Genomic DNA, 15,850 nt, shown 5'->3' on the forward strand with positions numbered 1-15,850 from the left:
GCAAAAAAACAACAAAAGCCCCCCCCCCCCCCCCCCCCCCACCCCCCCCCCCCCCCCCCCCCCCCCCCCCCCCCCCCCTCCGGCGTACGCAAAGGGTCAGCGGCTGTGCTGCGAGTCCGCGACCGTGACCTCGACGCGCTGGAACTCCTTGAGCTCGCTGTAGCCCGTGGTGGCCATCGAGCGGCGGAGCGCGCCGAAGAAGTTCATCGAGCCGTCCGGGGTGTGCGACGGGCCCGTGAGGATCTCCTCGGTGGTGCCGACGGTGCCGAGGTCCACCTTCTTGCCGCGCGGCACGTCCTCGTGGACGGCCTCCATGCCCCAGTGGTTGCCCTTGCCTGGGGCGTCGGTGGCACGGGCCAGCGGGGAGCCCATCATCACGGCGTCGGCGCCGCAGGCCACGGCCTTCGGGATGTCGCCGGACCAGCCCACGCCGCCGTCGGCGATGACGTGGACGTAGCGGCCGCCGGACTCGTCCATGTAGTCGCGGCGGGCCGCGGCCACGTCCGCGACGGCGGTGGCCATCGGGACCTGGATGCCGAGCACGTTGCGCGTGGTGTGCGCGGCGCCGCCGCCGAAGCCGACGAGGACGCCCGCGGCGCCGGTGCGCATCAGGTGCAGGGCCGCCGTGTAGGTGGCACAGCCGCCGACGATGACCGGGACGTCGAGCTCGTAGATGAACTGCTTGAGGTTCAGCGGCTCGGCGGCGCCGGAGACGTGCTCGGCCGAGACGGTGGTGCCGCGGATGACGAAGATGTCCACGCCCGCGTCGACGACGGCCTTGGAGAACTCGGCCGTGCGCTGCGGGGAGAGCGCGGCGGCGGTGACGACGCCCGAGTCGCGCACCTCCTTGATGCGCTGCCGGATCAGGTCCGCCTGGATCGGGGCGGAGTAGATCTCCTGGAGACGGCGGGTGGCGGACTGCTCGTCCAGCTCCGCGATCTCGTCGAGCAGCGGCTGCGGGTCCTCGTAGCGGGTCCACAGGCCTTCGAGGTTCAGCACGCCGAGGCCGCCGAGCTCGCCGATGCGGATCGCGGTCTGCGGGGAGACCACCGAGTCCATGGGGGCGGCCAGGAAGGGGAGCTCGAAGCGGTACGCGTCGATCTGCCAGGCGATCGAGACCTCCTTCGGATCCCGCGTACGCCGGCTGGGGACGATGGCGATGTCGTCGAAGGCGTACGCCCGGCGGCCGCGCTTGCCGCGCCCGATCTCGATCTCAGTCACGTGTGGTGGCCTTTCCTCTGGGTCTGCCCGTCCAGTATCCCCGAACGGCGGGGGGCCGCGTTCCGGTGACCGCTGTACGGACGACCCCGGACACGCCCGAGGGGGCGGGCCCGGCCGGGCCCGCCCCCTCGGGCGATCGTCGTGCTCAGCCCTTGCGGCTGTAGTTCGGTGCTTCCACCGTCATCTGGATGTCGTGCGGGTGGCTCTCCTTGAGGCCCGCCGAGGTGATCCGGACGAAGCGGCCCCGGTCCTGGAGCTCGGGGACGGTGCGGCCGCCGACGTAGAACATCGACTGGCGCAGGCCGCCGACCAGCTGGTGGACGACCGCGGAGAGCGGGCCGCGGTAGGGGACCTGGCCCTCGATGCCCTCGGGGATGAGCTTGTCGTCGCCGCCCACGCCCTCCTGGAAGTAGCGGTCCTTGGAGAAGGACTTGCGGTCGCCGCGGGACTGCATCGCGCCGAGCGAGCCCATGCCGCGGTACGACTTGAACTGCTTGCCGTTGATGAAGAGCAGCTCGCCCGGGGACTCCTCGCAGCCCGCGAGCAGCGAGCCGAGCATCACGGTGTCGGCGCCCGCGACGAGGGCCTTGGCGATGTCGCCGGAGTACTGGAGGCCGCCGTCGCCGATGACGGGGACGCCCGCGGCCTTGGCGGCGACGGCGGCCTCGTAGATCGCGGTGACCTGCGGGACGCCGATGCCGGCGACGACGCGGGTGGTGCAGATGGAGCCGGGGCCGACGCCGACCTTGATGCCGTCACAGCCGGCGTCGATGAGCGCCTGGGCGCCGTCGCGGGTGGCGACGTTGCCGCCGATGACGTCGACGGAGGAGTTCGACTTGATCTTGGCGACCATGTCGCCGACCAGGCGGGAGTGGCCGTGGGCGGTGTCGACGACGATGAAGTCGGCGCCCGCCTCGATCAGGGCCTGGGCGCGCTCGTACGCGTCGCCGGCGACGCCGACGGCGGCGCCGACCAGCAGGCGGCCGTCCTTGTCCTTGGCGGCGTTCGGGTACTTCTCGGCCTTGACGAAGTCCTTGACCGTGATGAGGCCCTTGAGGATGCCCGCGTCGTCGACCAGCGGAAGCTTCTCGATCTTGTGGCGGCGCAGCAGCTCCATGGCGTCCACGCCGGAGATGCCGACCTTGCCGGTGACCAGCGGCATCGGGGTCATGACCTCGCGCACCTGGCGGCTGCGGTCCGACTCGAAGGCCATGTCGCGGTTGGTGACGATGCCCAGCAGCTTGCCGGCGGAGTCGGTGACCGGGACGCCGGAGATGCGGAACTTGGCGCAGAGCTCGTCGGCCTCGCGCAGCGTCGCGTCCGGGTGCACCGTGATCGGGTCGGTGACCATGCCGGACTCGGAGCGCTTGACCAGGTCGACCTGGTTGGCCTGGTCGGCGATGGAGAGGTTGCGGTGCAGCACGCCCACGCCGCCCTGGCGGGCCATCGCGATGGCCATGCGGGACTCGGTGACCTTGTCCATGGCGGCGGACAGCAGCGGAACGTTCACCCGGACGTTGCGCGAGATGAGGGAAGAGGTGTCGATCTCGTCAGGAGCCATGTCCGACGCGCCCGGCAGCAGCAGCACGTCGTCGTAGGTCAGTCCGAGCGTGGCGAATTTGTCGGGTACTCCGTCGGCGGTCATGACACCTTCCAAATGGTCTTGCTCAGCGCGGATGTCCATGCTAACGGGATCCCGGGGCGTCTCATTCCACGACCAAGGTCAACCGCAATTTTCGTCGTTTCCTACGACAGAAAACGTCACGAAACGGAACCCGCCCCTCCGCAGGGGGTCACTGCTCGGCGAGCGCGCGCAGCCTGCTGAGGGCCCGGTGCTGGGCGACGCGCACCGCTCCCGGGGACATTCCGAGCATCTGGCCGGTCTCCTCCGCGGTCAGCCCGACGGCCACCCGCAGGACGAGCAGCTCGCGCTGGTTCTCCGGGAGGTTCGCGAGGAGCTTCTTGGCCCAGGCGGCGTCGCTGCTGAGCAGCGCCCGCTCCTCGGGGCCGAGCGAGTCGTCCGGCCGCTCCGGCATCTCGTCGGAGGGCACGGCCGTGCTCCCCGGGTGCCGCATGGCGGCCCGCTGGAGGTCGGCGACCTTGTGCGCGGCGATGGCGAAGACGAAGGCCTCGAAGGGCCTGCCGGTGTCCCGGTAGCGGGGCAGCGCCATCAGCACGGCGACGCAGACCTCCTGCGCGAGGTCCTCCACGAAGTGACGGGCATCACCCGGGAGCCGCGACAGCCGGGTGCGGCAGTAGCGCAGGGCGAGGGGGTGCACGAAGGCCAGGAGATCGTGCGTGGCCTGCTCGTCCCCCTCGACGGCTCGGCGTACGAGCGCGCTGACGGCCCCGGCGTTGCCGCCTTTGGCGGCGCCGGTGGGGCCTGTGGCCGCGGGTGACCCCAGGGCCTCGTCGTCGCGCATCAATCCATGGTGCCTTGGCGCGGGAGCGTTCGCGGCACCGCGGTCCGTGTTGTGCATCGAAGCGTTATGAGCGGGTGCGCCGGAACTCATCATTTGCGCCCTCCCCTCCGCTCGGCCCGAATCGTCGTCCCGGGGGACTCGACCTCTCCAAGAATGCGGCACACCATCAAGGATGCGGCATCGCGCCCGAAGCGACACGTCCCCCGGATTGTGCCCCGCCAATCCCCGGCGCAACACCGGGTGCGGCGGGACTTCCGCGGCTTCCGTCCCGGCGGCACCGGCGGACGCCTGCCGCCCCGTCCGCCACCGGCGGACGGGACCGCGGCCGCCGCCGGCCGCCGGTGCCGCGTCAGCGGACGAGACCCCAGCGGAAGCCGAGTGCCACGGCGTGCGCCCGGTCCGAGGCGCCGAGCTTCTTGAACAGCCTGCGGGCGTGGGTCTTGACCGTGTCCTCGGAGAGGAAGAGCTCGCGCCCGATCTCCGCGTTGGACCGGCCGTGGCTCATGCCCTCCAGCACCTGGATCTCGCGCGCGGTCAGGGTGGGGGCGGCCCCCATCTCGGCCGAGCGGAGCCGGCGCGGGGCCAGCCGCCAGGTGGGGTCGGCGAGCGCCTGGGTGACCGTGGCCCGCAGCTCGGCGCGCGAGGCGTCCTTGTGCAGGTAGCCGCGGGCGCCGGCGGCGACCGCGAGGGCCACCCCGTCCAGATCCTCGGCGACCGTGAGCATGATGATGCGGGCACCCGGGTCGGCGGACAGGAGCCGGCGGACCGTCTCGACACCGCCCAGGCCGGGCATCCGTACATCCATCAGAATCAGGTCGGAGCGGTCGGCACCCCAGCGGCGGAGGACTTCCTCGCCGTTGGCAGCCGTCGTCACACGCTCGACGCCGGGCACGGTGGCAACCGCGCGACGGAGCGCCTCTCGGGCAAGCGGGGAGTCGTCGCAGACGAGGACGGAAGTCATGACCGCCCTCCGCAGCTGCTGATGCGCGTCACCTTGAGCCTCCAGGCTGGTACGTATCGTCACCTGTGCGGTCGATGCCCTCGGACACCTGTCCGGGAACTTCTCGTTTCAACCGCACTCGCTCTCTCAACGATGGTCACTCGAAAGAGTTACGGGTCGGACGGACACCTTCGGCACTCTACGTGAGGAAGCGATCACCACGCCGGAGCCACGAGCCAACTGTCCTCCATCTGGAGCTATGCCCTATTTGGCGGCTTTCCTTCCGTTTGCCATGTGTCTGAGGCTAGGGTCCCAATGAGTCATATTTACATCTACTACGACAGTAGGTGTGGAGACATGGACCGTATCCGCGTAGTACCCGGCACCAAGAGGACTACCAATGGCAGATTTCTCCCGCCTCCCCGGACCGAACGCCGACCTCTGGGACTGGCAGCTGCTGGCCGCCTGCCGCGGGGTCGACAGCTCCCTCTTCTTCCACCCGGAAGGCGAGCGGGGCGCGGCCAGGAGTGCGCGCGAGGCCTCGGCTAAAGAGGTCTGCATGCGCTGCCCGGTGCGTTCGGAATGCGCCGCGCACGCACTCGCCGTCCGAGAGCCCTACGGGGTGTGGGGAGGGCTCACCGAGGACGAACGCGAGGAGCTGATGGGCCGCGCACGGCACCGCCTGATCCCCGCCTCCAGCACGATCGGCCCCGTCCCGCCGCACTGACGGCCGGCCCGCCCGAAGCACGCACCCAGCCGAAGAGACATCCGAAGGAACGTTCCCTCACATCCGTGCGCGCTCCCGGGCGCGCCGCCACGGCTCGGGTCCGGGCCGTCACCCGTCCGGCCGTACGCCCCCGTACGGTCAGCGGGCGGCGGCCCGCACCAGCTCACCCAGGGTCGCCGCCACCGCCGGTACGCGCGCCAGGTCCGGCAGGGTCAGCGCCACGACCTCCCGCTCCACGGCCGGCTCCACGGCCAGGGTGCTCACGCCCTTGGCCCGTACGGACTCCACCGCCAGCTCCGGCAGCACCGCCACCCCCAGCCCCGCCCCGACCAGCCCGACCACGGCGGGGTAGTCGTCGGTGGCGAAGTCGATCCGCGGGGTGAAGCCCGCGCCCTCGCACACCTCCACCAGATGACGGCGGCAGCGCGGACAGCCCGCGATCCACGGCTCGTCGGCCAGCTCGGCCATCCCCACCCGCTCCGCGCCCGCCAGCCGGTGACCCTCGGGAACCAGCCCGACGAGCCGGTCGGTCAGCAGCGGGGTGACCACCAGGTCCTCCCACTCGGCCGCGCTGCCCGCCGCACCCGCCGCGGGCCCGTCCGCGCCGTAGCGGAAGGCCAGCGCCACGTCGCAGTCGCCCTCGCGCAGCATCTCCACCGACCTCGGCGGCTCCGCCTCTACCAGGGAGATGCGCGTACCCGGGTGCTCGGCGCGCATCGCCGCGAGCGCGGTGGGCACCAGCGTGGAGCTGCCGCTCGGGAAGGAGACGAGCCGGACCCGGCCGGCCCGCAGCCCGGCGATGGCCGCGACCTCCTCCTCGGCGGCCGTCAGCCCGGCCAGGATCCCGGCGGCGTGCCGCACCAGGGCCTCGCCGGCCTGGGTCAGCCGCATCTCGCGGCCGGCGCGCACCAGCAACGGGGTCCCGGCCGACTGTTCCAGGGCCTTCATCTGCTGGGAGACGGCGGGCTGGGTACAGCCGAGCTCGCGGGCGGCGGCGGAGAAGGAACCGGTCCCGGCGACAGCGCGCAGGATCCGGAGGTGGCGTGCCTCGATCACCCTTCGAGCATAAGGCCGACTTTGACCACGACGCCAATTCCCCAGCCGCCGCTTTGGGAAGGGGCCCCGGCGCGGCCCGCCCGCGCGCCCGCGCAGCGGCACCCGGGGAACACGGGATCGCACGCACGTGCCCGCGGAAGTACGCGCGTCGGCGCGGGCGGCTATTTTGCGCACATGACGACTGCGCTGATCACTGGATCCACGGCGGGCATCGGCGCCGCCTTCGCCCGGCGGCTCGCCTCCCAGGGCCACAACCTCGTACTGGTGGCCCGCGACACCAAGCGGCTCGCCGAACAGGCCACCGAACTGCACGACCGGCACGGCATCGAGGCCGAGGTACTGGCCGCCGACCTCTCCACCGAGGAGGGCATCAAGGCCGTCGAGACCCGGCTCGGCGACCGCACTCACCCGGTGGACCTGCTCGTCAACAACGCGGGCTTCGGCAACAAGGGCCGCTACCTGGAAGTCTCCATGGCCGACGAGCTGACCATGCTGAAGGTGCACATCGAGGCGGTGCTGCGGCTGACCTCGGCGGCGACGGAGTCGATGCGCTCGCGCGGCCGCGGCGGGGTCGTCAACGTGGCCTCGGTGGCCGCCTTCGTGCCGCGCGGCACCTACGGCGCCAGCAAGGCCTGGGTCGTGCAGTTCACCCAGGGCGCGGCGCGGGACCTCGGCGGGTCCGGGGTCCGCCTGATGGCCCTGTGCCCCGGCTTCGTGCGGACCGAGTTCCACCAGCGGGCCGGCATGGGCACGGACAACATCCCGGGCTGGCTGTGGCTCGACGCGGACAAGCTGGTCACCGCCGCACTGGCCGACCTGGCGCGCGGCAAGACCGTGTCGATCCCGGACCCGCGCTACAAGGCGCTGATGGGCGTGGTGAAGCTGACGCCGCGCGGGCTGCTCGGCGGGGTGTCCTCCCGTACGGGACGCAAGTACGGGCCCCAGTGACCCGCCGGTAGACCGGGCCGAACGGGTGAATCCTCCCTAAACTGGACATGTCCACCCAGCACGGGAGCCCACCATGACATTCGTACAACTGGTTGATTACAGGACCCACCAGCCCGAGGCGATGAACGACCTGCTGGACAAGTACGTCGCCCAGAGCCAGGGCAAGCGCACGGTCACCCACAGCATCGTGGCCAAGGACCGCGAACAGACGGACCACTACGTGAACTTCGTCGAGTTCCCTTCGTACGAGGAGGCCATGAAGAACTCCGACCTCCCCGAGACGGACCGGATGTTCCACGAGATGATGGCCTTGTGCGACGGCATGCCGACGTTCACCAACCTCGACACGGTCCGCGACGAGCACCTCAACACCCTGCTGGTGAACCGGATGTACGACGACATCGCGATGAAGGGCGACATGTCCGTCATCGAGGAGATCTTCGCCCCGGACTACCACGACCACGACATCTCCAACCCCGAGGACAAGCACGGCTACGCCGCGATCCGCGATGACACCGAGATGTGGCGCGCCGCCTTCGACTTCACCTTCACCCGTGACGCCCAGATGGCGCAGGACGACTACGTCACCACGCTGTGGACCTGGACCGGCAAGCACAAGGGCGAGTTCATGGGCGTCGCCCCGACCGGCAAGACCTGCACGATGACCGGCACCACGGTCTTCCGATGTCAGGACGGGATGATCAAGGAAGGCTGGTGGCACTACGACGCCATGGCCGTGATGCGGCAGCTGGGCGTTATGGAGTGACGGCCGCTCAGGCGGCCCCGGCAGACGGGAAGGCCCCCGTCCCACCGTGTGAACGGCGGGACGGGGGCCTTCTCGTCGAAGCGCGCGGACGCGTCAGTGGCTGTGGCCGTGACCGTGGCCGTGACCGGCGTCGGCCTCTTCCTCGGCCGGCTTCTCGACGACCAGGGTCTCGGTCGTGAGCAGCAGGGAGGCGATGGAGGCGGCGTTCTCCAGGGCGGAGCGGGTGACCTTGACCGGGTCGATGACGCCGGCCTTGACCAGGTCGCCGTACTCGCCGGTGGCGGCGTTGAAGCCCTGGCCCTTGTCGAGCTCGGCGACCTTCGAGGTGATGACGTAGCCCTCGAGGCCGGCGTTCTCGGCGATCCAGCGCAGCGGCTCGACGGCGGCGCGGCGGACCACGGACACGCCGGTGCCCTCGTCGCCGGTCAGGCCGAGGTTGCCCTCCAGGACCTTGACGGCGTGGACGAGCGCGGAGCCACCGCCGGAGACGATGCCCTCCTCGACCGCGGCGCGGGTGGCGGAGATGGCGTCCTCGAGGCGGTGCTTCTTCTCCTTGAGCTCCACCTCGGTGGCGGCGCCGACCTTGATGACGCAGACGCCGCCGGCGAGCTTCGCCAGGCGCTCCTGCAGCTTCTCGCGGTCCCAGTCGGAGTCCGTGGACTCGATCTCGGCCTTGATCTGGTTGACGCGACCGGTGACTTCCTCGTGGCTGCCGCCACCGTCGACGATGGTCGTGTCGTCCTTGGAGATGGTCACGCGGCGCGCGGAACCGAGGACGTCCAGACCGGCCTGGTCGAGCTTGAGGCCGACCTCCTCGGCGATGACGGTGGCACCGGTGAGGGTGGCCATGTCCTGGAGCATCGCCTTGCGGCGGTCACCGAAGCCGGGGGCCTTGACGGCGACCGCGTTGAAGGTGCCGCGGATCTTGTTGACGACGAGGGTGGAGAGGGCCTCACCCTCGACGTCCTCGGCGATGATCAGCAGCGGCTTGGAGCCACCCGCCTGGATGACCTTCTCCAGCAGCGGCAGGAGGTCCTGGATGGAGGAGATCTTGCCCTGGTTGATCAGGATGTACGGGTCGTCGAGGACGGCCTCCATACGCTCCTGGTCGGTGACCATGTAGGGAGACAGGTAGCCCTTGTCGAAGGCCATGCCCTCGGTGAACTCCAGCTCCAGGCCGAAGGCGTTGGACTCCTCGACGGTGATGACACCGTCCTTGCCGACCTTGTCCATCGCCTCGGCGATGAGCTCGCCGACCTGCGAGTCCTGCGCGGAGAGCGCGGCCACGGCGGCGATGTCGGACTTGTCCTCGATCGGGCGGGCGGTCGCGAGGAGCTCCTCGGACACGGCCTTGACCGCGGCGTCGATGCCCTTCTTCAGGGCGGCCGGGGAGGCGCCGGCGGCGACGTTGCGCAGACCCTCGCGGACCAGCGCCTGGGCCAGCACGGTGGCGGTGGTGGTGCCGTCACCCGCGATGTCGTTGGTCTTGGTCGCCACCTCCTTCACGAGCTGCGCGCCCAGGTTCTCGTACGGGTCGTCCAGCTCGACCTCGCGGGCGATGGTGACACCGTCGTTGGTGATGGTGGGGGCGCCGAACTTCTTGTCGATGACGACGTTGCGGCCCTTGGGGCCGATCGTCACCTTGACCGTGTCGGCAAGCTTGTTGACGCCGCGCTCGAGGGCGCGACGGGCGTCCTCGTCGAACTTCAGGATCTTCGCCATGGGAGCGGTTCAGCCCTCTCGAAAACTCGGGTTTAACGAACCGCGCCCCTCGCCGCCCGGCAAATCAGCGGGGTGACCAGGGGCGCAGCTCAAGCAAACTTCTTGAAGCGAATTACTTCTCGACGATCGCGAGCACGTCGCGAGCCGAGAGGACGAGGTACTCCTCGCCGCTGTACTTCACTTCGGTGCCGCCGTACTTGCTGTACAGCACGATGTCGCCGACGCTGACGTCCAGCGGGAGACGCTGGCCGTCCTCGAAGCGGCCCGGGCCGACCGCGAGGACGACGCCCTCCTGGGGCTTCTCCTTCGCGGTGTCCGGGATGACCAGGCCGGAGGCCGTGGTCTGCTCGGCGTCGAGCGGCTGGACCACGATGCGGTCCTCAAGCGGCTTGATGGCAACCTTGGAGCTGGCGGTCGTCACGATCCGACCTCCCCCTTCGGAGATCCGGGGTTAACTGTCTGAGGTGGCGACCAGGTCGATCCGTCGTCGCGGGTGCCGGACCTGCCTGTCGCTGTGTTGGCACTCACCGGGGGCGAGTGCCAGGTGCGAGACTATTCCGGCGATTAGCACTCGGTCAAGCGGAGTGCCAACACGGTCCACTGGTTCCACGTATTCCGGCCGCCGAACCCCCCGTTCGGCTGAACCCCGACCCGGCCGGGACCGGGCCGCCGCGCCCTGGGGCCCGGGGGGCCACTGCCCGGTATGTGAGGCTTGGGGCGTGCGCATCCTCGTGGTCGAAGACGAAGAGAACCTGGCCGAATCCCTCCGCCAGGGCCTGTCCGCCGAGGGCCACCGCGTCGAGGTCGCCCACGACGGCCACCGCGGCCTCGAACTGGCCCTCACCGGCGGCCCGTACGACGTCGTCCTGCTCGACCTGATGCTCCCCGGTCCCGGCGGCGCCGAGATATGCGCGCGGATGCGGGCCCACGGCGACCCCACCCCCGTCCTGATGCTGACCGCCCGGGACGGCGAGCACGACGAAGCCGAGGGGCTCGACGCCGGCGCCGACGACTACCTCACCAAGCCCTTCTCCTTCCTGGTGCTGGCCGCCCGCCTGCGCGCCCTCGCCCGCCGCGCCGCCGCCCCCGAACCCGCCGTGCTCCGGGCCGGGGACCTCTTCCTCGACCCGCTGGACCGCCGCTGCCGCCGCGGGAGCCACGACATCGAGCTCACCGCCCGGGAGATCGGCGTGCTCGCCTGCCTGATGCGGCGCCCCGGCCGGGCCGTGGCCAAGCAGGACGTCCTCGACGAGGTCTGGGACGCCCCGCACGGCATCGACCCGAACATCGTCGAGGTCTACGTCTCCTCCCTGCGCAGGAAGATCGACGCCCCCTTCGGCCGCCGCTCCATCCTCACCGTCCACGGCACCGGCTACCGCATGGCGCCCGACGGTGGGTAGGGGGCCGCGCGGCCCGCTCGTCGGCAACCTCCGCGCGCGGACCGCCCTCGCCGCCGCCCTCGCGATGGCCGCGGTCCTCACCGCCGGCGGGCTGTGGCTCTACAGCCTCATGCGCACCAACCTCCTCGACAACACCACCGGCCGCACCGAGCTCGCCGCGCGCAAGGTCGCCGCCCAGCTCGACACCCGGACCCTCCCGCCCGGCGGCCGGCTGCCCGCGCCCGACGGCGGGGTCGACCTGGTCCTCGTACGGGACGCCCGCGGCCGCGACGTCGCCAGCACCGCCGCCGGAGCGCCCAAGGACCCCCCGCGCCTCGACGGGCTGCGCCCCGGCCCCGGCCAGGACTCCCGCTCGGCCGTACTGCCGCCCGCGCGTCCCGGCGCGCAGCGGCACGTGGTCGTCGCGGTCGAGGCCCCCGGCCCGCCGGGCGCGCACGATCCGCACACCGTGTACGCGGTGACCGTGCTCGGCGACGTCGACGACGCCACCCGCGCCGTCGCCACCGGCTTCCTCTCCGGCGCTCCCCCGCTGACGGCCTTCGCGGCGGCCCTGGCCTGGTGGGCCACCGGCCGCGCGCTGCGCCCGGTCACCGCGATCCGCACCGGGCTGGCCGCCGTCACCGCGAGCGAGCTGGACCGGCGCGTCCCCGACCCCGGCGGCGGCGACGAGATCGCCCAGCTGGCCCGGACCGTCAACGACACCCTCGACCGGCTGGAGCGCTCCGACGCCCGGCAGCGCCAGTTCACCGCCGACGCCTCGCACGAGCTGCGCAACCCGCTCGCAGCCGTCCGCTCCCGGCTGGAGGTGGCCCTCGCCATGCCGCGCCCCGACCGGGCGTCGGTCGCCGCCGCGCTGGCCGACACCGAGCGGCTCCAGCGGATCGCCGCCGACCTGCTGCTCCTGTCCCGCCTCGACGGCGGACCCGCGCCCCGCCCCGAGCCGGTGGACCTCGCGCTGCTGGCCGCGGAGGACGCGGCGCGGAGGCCCGCGCCCCGGGTGCCGCTGCGGCTGGAGGCGCCCGCGCCGGTGCCGGCGTACGGGGATCCGGCGCGGCTGGAGCGGGCCCTGGCCAACCTGGTGGACAACGCCCTGCGGTACGCGGACGCCGAGGTCGTGGTGCGGGCCGCCGCGCGGGACGGTCGGGCGGTGCTGGAAGTGGCCGACGACGGCCCGGGGATCCCGGAGGCGGACCGCGACCGGGTCTTCGAGCGGTTCGTACGCCTCGACGCGGACCGGGGCCGGGCCAGCGGCGGCACCGGGCTGGGCCTGGCCATCGCCCGGGAGATCGCGCGGGCCCACGGGGGCGACGTACGCGCCCTGGGCGCGCAGGGCGGGGGCTCGCGGCTGGAGCTGCACGTCCCGGCGGACGGCCGCCGCTGAGGGCGTCGCCGAGGGCACCGCCTCCTCAGGATTCCTTCAGCGCCGCTGCGCCAGGATCGAGCGGTATGAGCGCTGCACGGACACGGAGCGGGACCGGCCACCGCAGGCCCTCACGGCGCCGGAGGCTCGGGCGCACGCTGCTGATCACGGGCTGCGCGCTGACGGTGACGGCGGGCGGCGGCGCCTGGTACGTCTACCACGACCTCGCTTCGGGCATCGCCAGCTCCAAGGCCCTGGACGGCGCCGAGAAGTCGGCGCACGGCGATGTGAACATCCTGCTCATGGGCCTGGACAGCCGGCGCGACCAGAACGGCGACCCGCTGCCCGAGGAGATCCTCGACAAGCTGCACGCGGGGAGTTCGGACATCGGCGGCTACAACGCGAACACCGTGATCCTGCTGCACGTACCGGGCGACGGCGGCGAGGCGAAGGCGTTCTCGATACCGCGCGACGACTTCGTGGAGATCGCGGGGCAGGGGCCGGGCCACAAGGACAAGATCAAGAAGGCGTACGGGCTGGCGAAGGCCGCCAAGGAGGAACAGCTCTCCCGGGACGGCGTGAAGGACCGGCGCCGGCTGGAGCGGGAGGGGCGCGAGGCGGGGCGCAGGGCACAGATCGAGACGGTGCGGAACTTCCTGGGCGTCCCGGTCGACCACTTCGCCGAGCTGAACCTGGCCGGCTTCCACCACCTCGCGGACGCGCTGGGCGGCGTACCGGTGTGCCTGAAGAAGCCGGTGAAGGACACGTACTCGGGCGCGGACTTCCCGGCGGGCCGGCAGACCCTGAACGGTCAGCAGGCCCTGGCCTTCGTACGGCAGCGGCACGGGCTGGCGATGGGCGACCTGGACCGGACGAAGCGGCAGCAGGCCTTCCTCGCGGGTGCGACGCAGAAGCTGAACTCGGCCGGGACCTTCACGGACCCGGTGAAGCTGCTCAAGCTGATCGACACGGCGAAAGAGGACGTCGTGACGGACGCGGGGTGGGACCTGCTGTCCTTCGTGAAGCAGGCGAAGAACCTGTCCGGGGGCAAAGTGCGGTTCACGACACTCCCCGTCGAGGGCTTCGGAAGGAACCATGGGGAGGACATCAACGTCGTAGATGATATGAAGATAAAGCGCCTCATTGCCGAGCAGATCGGTCCCCGGTCGACCACTGCGACGACCCCGGGTGCGCCGGACGCCGCGCCGTCCTCTTCTCCCTCCTCTCCCCCTTCCCCGTCATCCGCCCCGTCATCCGCCCCGCCTCCGCCACAGCCGGAGAAGGGCGCCATCGACGGCGGCGGTATCCCGTGCGTGGACTGAGGCCCCTGACGGTGGCGGGCGCCCGCCGCCGCACCGAAGCGCTGCTCCTCCTCCTGGTCATCGCCATCGCCGTCTTCGGCCACGTCAGCGCCGGGCTGGCCATGAACGGCGAGCTGCCGCAGCACCTCACCAGCTTCGTCATCAGCATGACGCTGCTGTCACTGGTGGGACACCTGGGCATCCGCCGGTTCGCGGCGTACGCGGACCCGCTGATCTTCCCGCTCGCGATGCTGCTGACCGGGCTCGGGCTGGTGCTCATCCACCGGCTCGACCAGGGCTACATAGAGCGGTTCGACTCCGTGGCCAACGCGCCCGACCAGCTGATGTGGACGGTGGTCGGGGTCGCCGCCTGCATCCTGGTGGTGGCGCTGCTGCGCGACCACCGGCTGCTCCAGCGCTTCATCTACATCACGATGGCCGTCGCGCTGGTGCTGCTGATCGCACCGGCGTTCTTCGGCGCGGACACGTACGGCGCCAAGCGCTGGATCATCCTCTTCGGCTTCTCGCTCCAGCCCGGCGAGTTCGTGAAGATCATGATCGCGATCTTCTTCGCGGGGTACCTGGTCATCCACCGCGACTCCCTGGCACTGACGGGGCGGAAGTTCCTGGGCATGCGGCTGCCGCCGATGCGGCAGCTCGGGCCGATCATCACGGTGTGGATCATCTCGCTGCTCGTGCTCGTCTTCGAGCGCGACCTCGGTACGTCACTGATCTTCTTCGGCGTCTTCGTGGTGATGCTGTACGTGGCCACCGAGCGCACCAGCTGGATCGTGTGCGGCCTGCTCATGGCGGCCGTGGGCGCCTTCGTCGTGGGCTCGACGGAACCCCACGTCAAGGCGCGCGTCGCCGCCTGGCTGAACCCCCTGGCGATCTACTCGCCGAACCCCCCGCCGGGCCTGAACTCGGAGCAGTCCGCCCAGGCCCTGTTCAGCTTCGGCACCGGCGGCGTCTCGGGCACCGGCCTGGGGATGGGGCACCCGGAGCTGATCAAGTTCGCGGGGCGCAGCGACTTCATCCTGACGACGGTGGGCGAGGAACTCGGCCTGGCCGGGGTCATGGCCGTACTGATCATCTACGCCCTGCTCGTGCAGCGGGGCCTGCGCATGGCACTGGCCGCGCGGGACCCGTTCGGCAAGCTGCTGGCGGTGGGCCTGGCGGCGGCACTGGCGCTCCAGGTCTTCGTGGTCGCCGGCGGCGTGACGGGCCTGATCCCCCTGACCGGCAAGGCCCTCCCCTTCCTGGCGAAGGGCGGCTCGTCCCTGCTGGCCAACTGGATCATGATCGCCCTGCTCCTGCGCATCAGCGACAGCGCGGAACGCCAACGCGAAGCCGACGCCCACGGCCCGGCGGAAACGACGATCACCCCGGTGGTGGCGGGGGCGGGGGCGGGGGCGGGGGCAGGGGTCCGCTGAGGGGTGCGGGGGGGGCCGGTGGGCCGGTGGGCCGGGTGAGCGGTAGCCCCCTGGGCGGTCTCATGGCCGGTTTGGGGGGTTCCCGTCAGTCCCATCGTCCTTCCGTGTCGGGCCGGTCCCTCAAGGGCGCTCCCTTCGGTCGCGTCACTGCGTGATCGCCTTCGGCGACCCTTGACCGACCGTCCCGCCCCGGAAAGCCGAAAGACTGCCGGGAAACCCCCAAAAGAACGGCACGGTCCAAGGGGGAGGGACGGGTCTCTCAGCGATGAGACGAGGGACCGGGCCCCGGCCCGCCGGGCATCCGGGCCCTCAGCAACCGAGATCCCGGGCCGGGGCGCGGCTACCTGCACGAGAGGTTGATCAGAGCCCCCTGCGGAGCACCCAGGCGCAGCAGATCGCTACGCGCTCCTCCCGTCTCGGCGTCCGGCGGCCGGCTTGGGCTGGTACCTGCACCAAATGTTGATCAGAGCAGCGAGGCAAGCGCGTGGGCGCGTCGGATCGCTACGCGCTGCCCTTTTCCCGGCGTCCGGCGGCCGGCTTGGGCTGGTACCTG

General features: G+C 71.4%; 14 protein-coding genes. 7 read left to right on the forward strand and 7 right to left on the reverse strand.

Features of this window, described 5'->3' with window-relative positions; all coding sequences use genetic code 11:
* Window positions 1-96 precede the first annotated feature (96 nt).
* The 4 genes from ACZ7IF_RS12125 to ACZ7IF_RS12140 all read right to left on the reverse strand — a co-directional run bounded on the left by ACZ7IF_RS12125 (window position 97) and on the right by ACZ7IF_RS12140 (window position 4,605).
* Window positions 97-1,221 carry a GuaB3 family IMP dehydrogenase-related protein gene (locus ACZ7IF_RS12125; protein WP_470967794.1) on the reverse strand — a complete coding sequence of 375 codons (1,125 nt, stop codon included), beginning with the start codon at window positions 1,219-1,221 and terminating at the stop codon, window positions 97-99.
* Between the two features lie 145 nt (window positions 1,222-1,366).
* Window positions 1,367-2,866, reverse strand: coding sequence for an IMP dehydrogenase (gene guaB, locus ACZ7IF_RS12130; protein ID WP_470967799.1), 1,500 nt, complete (start codon window positions 2,864-2,866; stop codon window positions 1,367-1,369).
* A gap of 148 nt (window positions 2,867-3,014) precedes the next feature.
* Complete coding sequence (locus tag ACZ7IF_RS12135) at window positions 3,015-3,644, reverse strand: sigma-70 family RNA polymerase sigma factor (RefSeq protein ID WP_405979143.1); 630 nt, start codon at window positions 3,642-3,644, stop codon at window positions 3,015-3,017.
* A 349-nt stretch (window positions 3,645-3,993) separates the two neighbouring features.
* Window positions 3,994-4,605, reverse strand: a complete 612-nt coding sequence (locus tag ACZ7IF_RS12140) for a response regulator transcription factor (RefSeq protein ID WP_003948568.1) — start codon at window positions 4,603-4,605, stop codon at window positions 3,994-3,996.
* 379 nt (window positions 4,606-4,984) lie between these two features.
* Here ACZ7IF_RS12140 and ACZ7IF_RS12145 point away from each other — a divergent pair, with 379 nt between their 5' ends.
* Entirely contained in the window at window positions 4,985-5,311 is a 327-nt protein-coding gene (locus tag ACZ7IF_RS12145; protein WP_030298281.1) for a WhiB family transcriptional regulator, read from the forward strand.
* A 138-nt stretch (window positions 5,312-5,449) separates the two neighbouring features.
* On the opposite strand, the gene ACZ7IF_RS12150 is transcribed toward ACZ7IF_RS12145, so the two are convergent.
* On the reverse strand, window positions 5,450-6,367 hold the full coding sequence (locus tag ACZ7IF_RS12150) for a LysR family transcriptional regulator (RefSeq protein WP_470967804.1): 918 nt from the start codon (window positions 6,365-6,367) through the stop codon (window positions 5,450-5,452).
* 174 nt (window positions 6,368-6,541) lie between these two features.
* Between ACZ7IF_RS12150 and ACZ7IF_RS12155 the strand changes: the two genes are divergently transcribed.
* Window positions 6,542-7,315: an SDR family NAD(P)-dependent oxidoreductase gene (locus ACZ7IF_RS12155; RefSeq protein ID WP_470967809.1), complete on the forward strand. Its 774-nt coding sequence runs from the start codon at window positions 6,542-6,544 to the stop codon at window positions 7,313-7,315.
* Window positions 7,316-7,388: 73 nt separating this feature from the next.
* A complete protein-coding gene (locus ACZ7IF_RS12160) occupies window positions 7,389-8,081 on the forward strand; it encodes an ester cyclase (protein WP_470967815.1) in 693 nt (230 codons plus the stop codon).
* 93 nt (window positions 8,082-8,174) lie between these two features.
* Here the strand turns inward: ACZ7IF_RS12160 and groL are convergent, their stop codons facing one another.
* Window positions 8,175-9,803, reverse strand: coding sequence for a chaperonin GroEL (gene groL, locus ACZ7IF_RS12165; protein ID WP_470967822.1), 1,629 nt, complete (start codon window positions 9,801-9,803; stop codon window positions 8,175-8,177).
* A gap of 112 nt (window positions 9,804-9,915) precedes the next feature.
* Window positions 9,916-10,224 (reverse strand): co-chaperone GroES, encoded by a 309-nt coding sequence (gene groES / locus ACZ7IF_RS12170; RefSeq protein ID WP_030230757.1) that lies wholly within the window; start codon window positions 10,222-10,224, stop codon window positions 9,916-9,918.
* A gap of 298 nt (window positions 10,225-10,522) precedes the next feature.
* Here groES and ACZ7IF_RS12175 point away from each other — a divergent pair, with 298 nt between their 5' ends.
* From ACZ7IF_RS12175 to ACZ7IF_RS12190, 4 genes are all read left to right on the forward strand, one after another.
* Window positions 10,523-11,203: a response regulator transcription factor gene (locus tag ACZ7IF_RS12175; protein ID WP_470967825.1), complete on the forward strand. Its 681-nt coding sequence runs from the start codon at window positions 10,523-10,525 to the stop codon at window positions 11,201-11,203.
* Window positions 11,196-12,584 carry a sensor histidine kinase gene (locus tag ACZ7IF_RS12180; protein ID WP_470967829.1) on the forward strand — a complete coding sequence of 463 codons (1,389 nt, stop codon included), beginning with the start codon at window positions 11,196-11,198 and terminating at the stop codon, window positions 12,582-12,584. Before ACZ7IF_RS12175 ends, ACZ7IF_RS12180 begins: the two co-directional genes overlap by 8 nt.
* Before the next feature lie 65 nt (window positions 12,585-12,649).
* Window positions 12,650-13,885, forward strand: a complete 1,236-nt coding sequence (locus ACZ7IF_RS12185) for an LCP family protein (RefSeq protein ID WP_470967833.1) — start codon at window positions 12,650-12,652, stop codon at window positions 13,883-13,885.
* Window positions 13,873-15,297: an FtsW/RodA/SpoVE family cell cycle protein gene (locus ACZ7IF_RS12190; RefSeq protein WP_470967836.1), complete on the forward strand. Its 1,425-nt coding sequence runs from the start codon at window positions 13,873-13,875 to the stop codon at window positions 15,295-15,297. Before ACZ7IF_RS12185 ends, ACZ7IF_RS12190 begins: the two co-directional genes overlap by 13 nt.
* The last annotated feature ends 553 nt before the right edge of the window (window positions 15,298-15,850 follow it).

This window comes from Streptomyces sp. NPDC037421 (assembly GCF_055602105.1).

Excerpts from the sequence above, each read along its gene's own strand:
- ACZ7IF_RS12155 (WP_470967809.1), top strand. The coding sequence starts at position 6,542 with ATGACGACTGCGCTGATCACTGGATCCACGGCGGGCATCGGCGCCGCC.
- ACZ7IF_RS12135 (WP_405979143.1), bottom strand. The coding sequence starts at position 3,644 with ATGCGCGACGACGAGGCCCTGGGGTCACCCGCGGCCACAGGCCCCACC.
- ACZ7IF_RS12145 (WP_030298281.1), top strand. The coding sequence starts at position 4,985 with ATGGCAGATTTCTCCCGCCTCCCCGGACCGAACGCCGACCTCTGGGAC.
- guaB (WP_470967799.1), bottom strand. The coding sequence starts at position 2,866 with ATGACCGCCGACGGAGTACCCGACAAATTCGCCACGCTCGGACTGACC.
- ACZ7IF_RS12160 (WP_470967815.1), top strand. The coding sequence starts at position 7,389 with ATGACATTCGTACAACTGGTTGATTACAGGACCCACCAGCCCGAGGCG.
- ACZ7IF_RS12185 (WP_470967833.1), top strand. The coding sequence starts at position 12,650 with ATGAGCGCTGCACGGACACGGAGCGGGACCGGCCACCGCAGGCCCTCA.
- groL (WP_470967822.1), bottom strand. The coding sequence starts at position 9,803 with ATGGCGAAGATCCTGAAGTTCGACGAGGACGCCCGTCGCGCCCTCGAG.
- ACZ7IF_RS12140 (WP_003948568.1), bottom strand. The coding sequence starts at position 4,605 with ATGACTTCCGTCCTCGTCTGCGACGACTCCCCGCTTGCCCGAGAGGCG.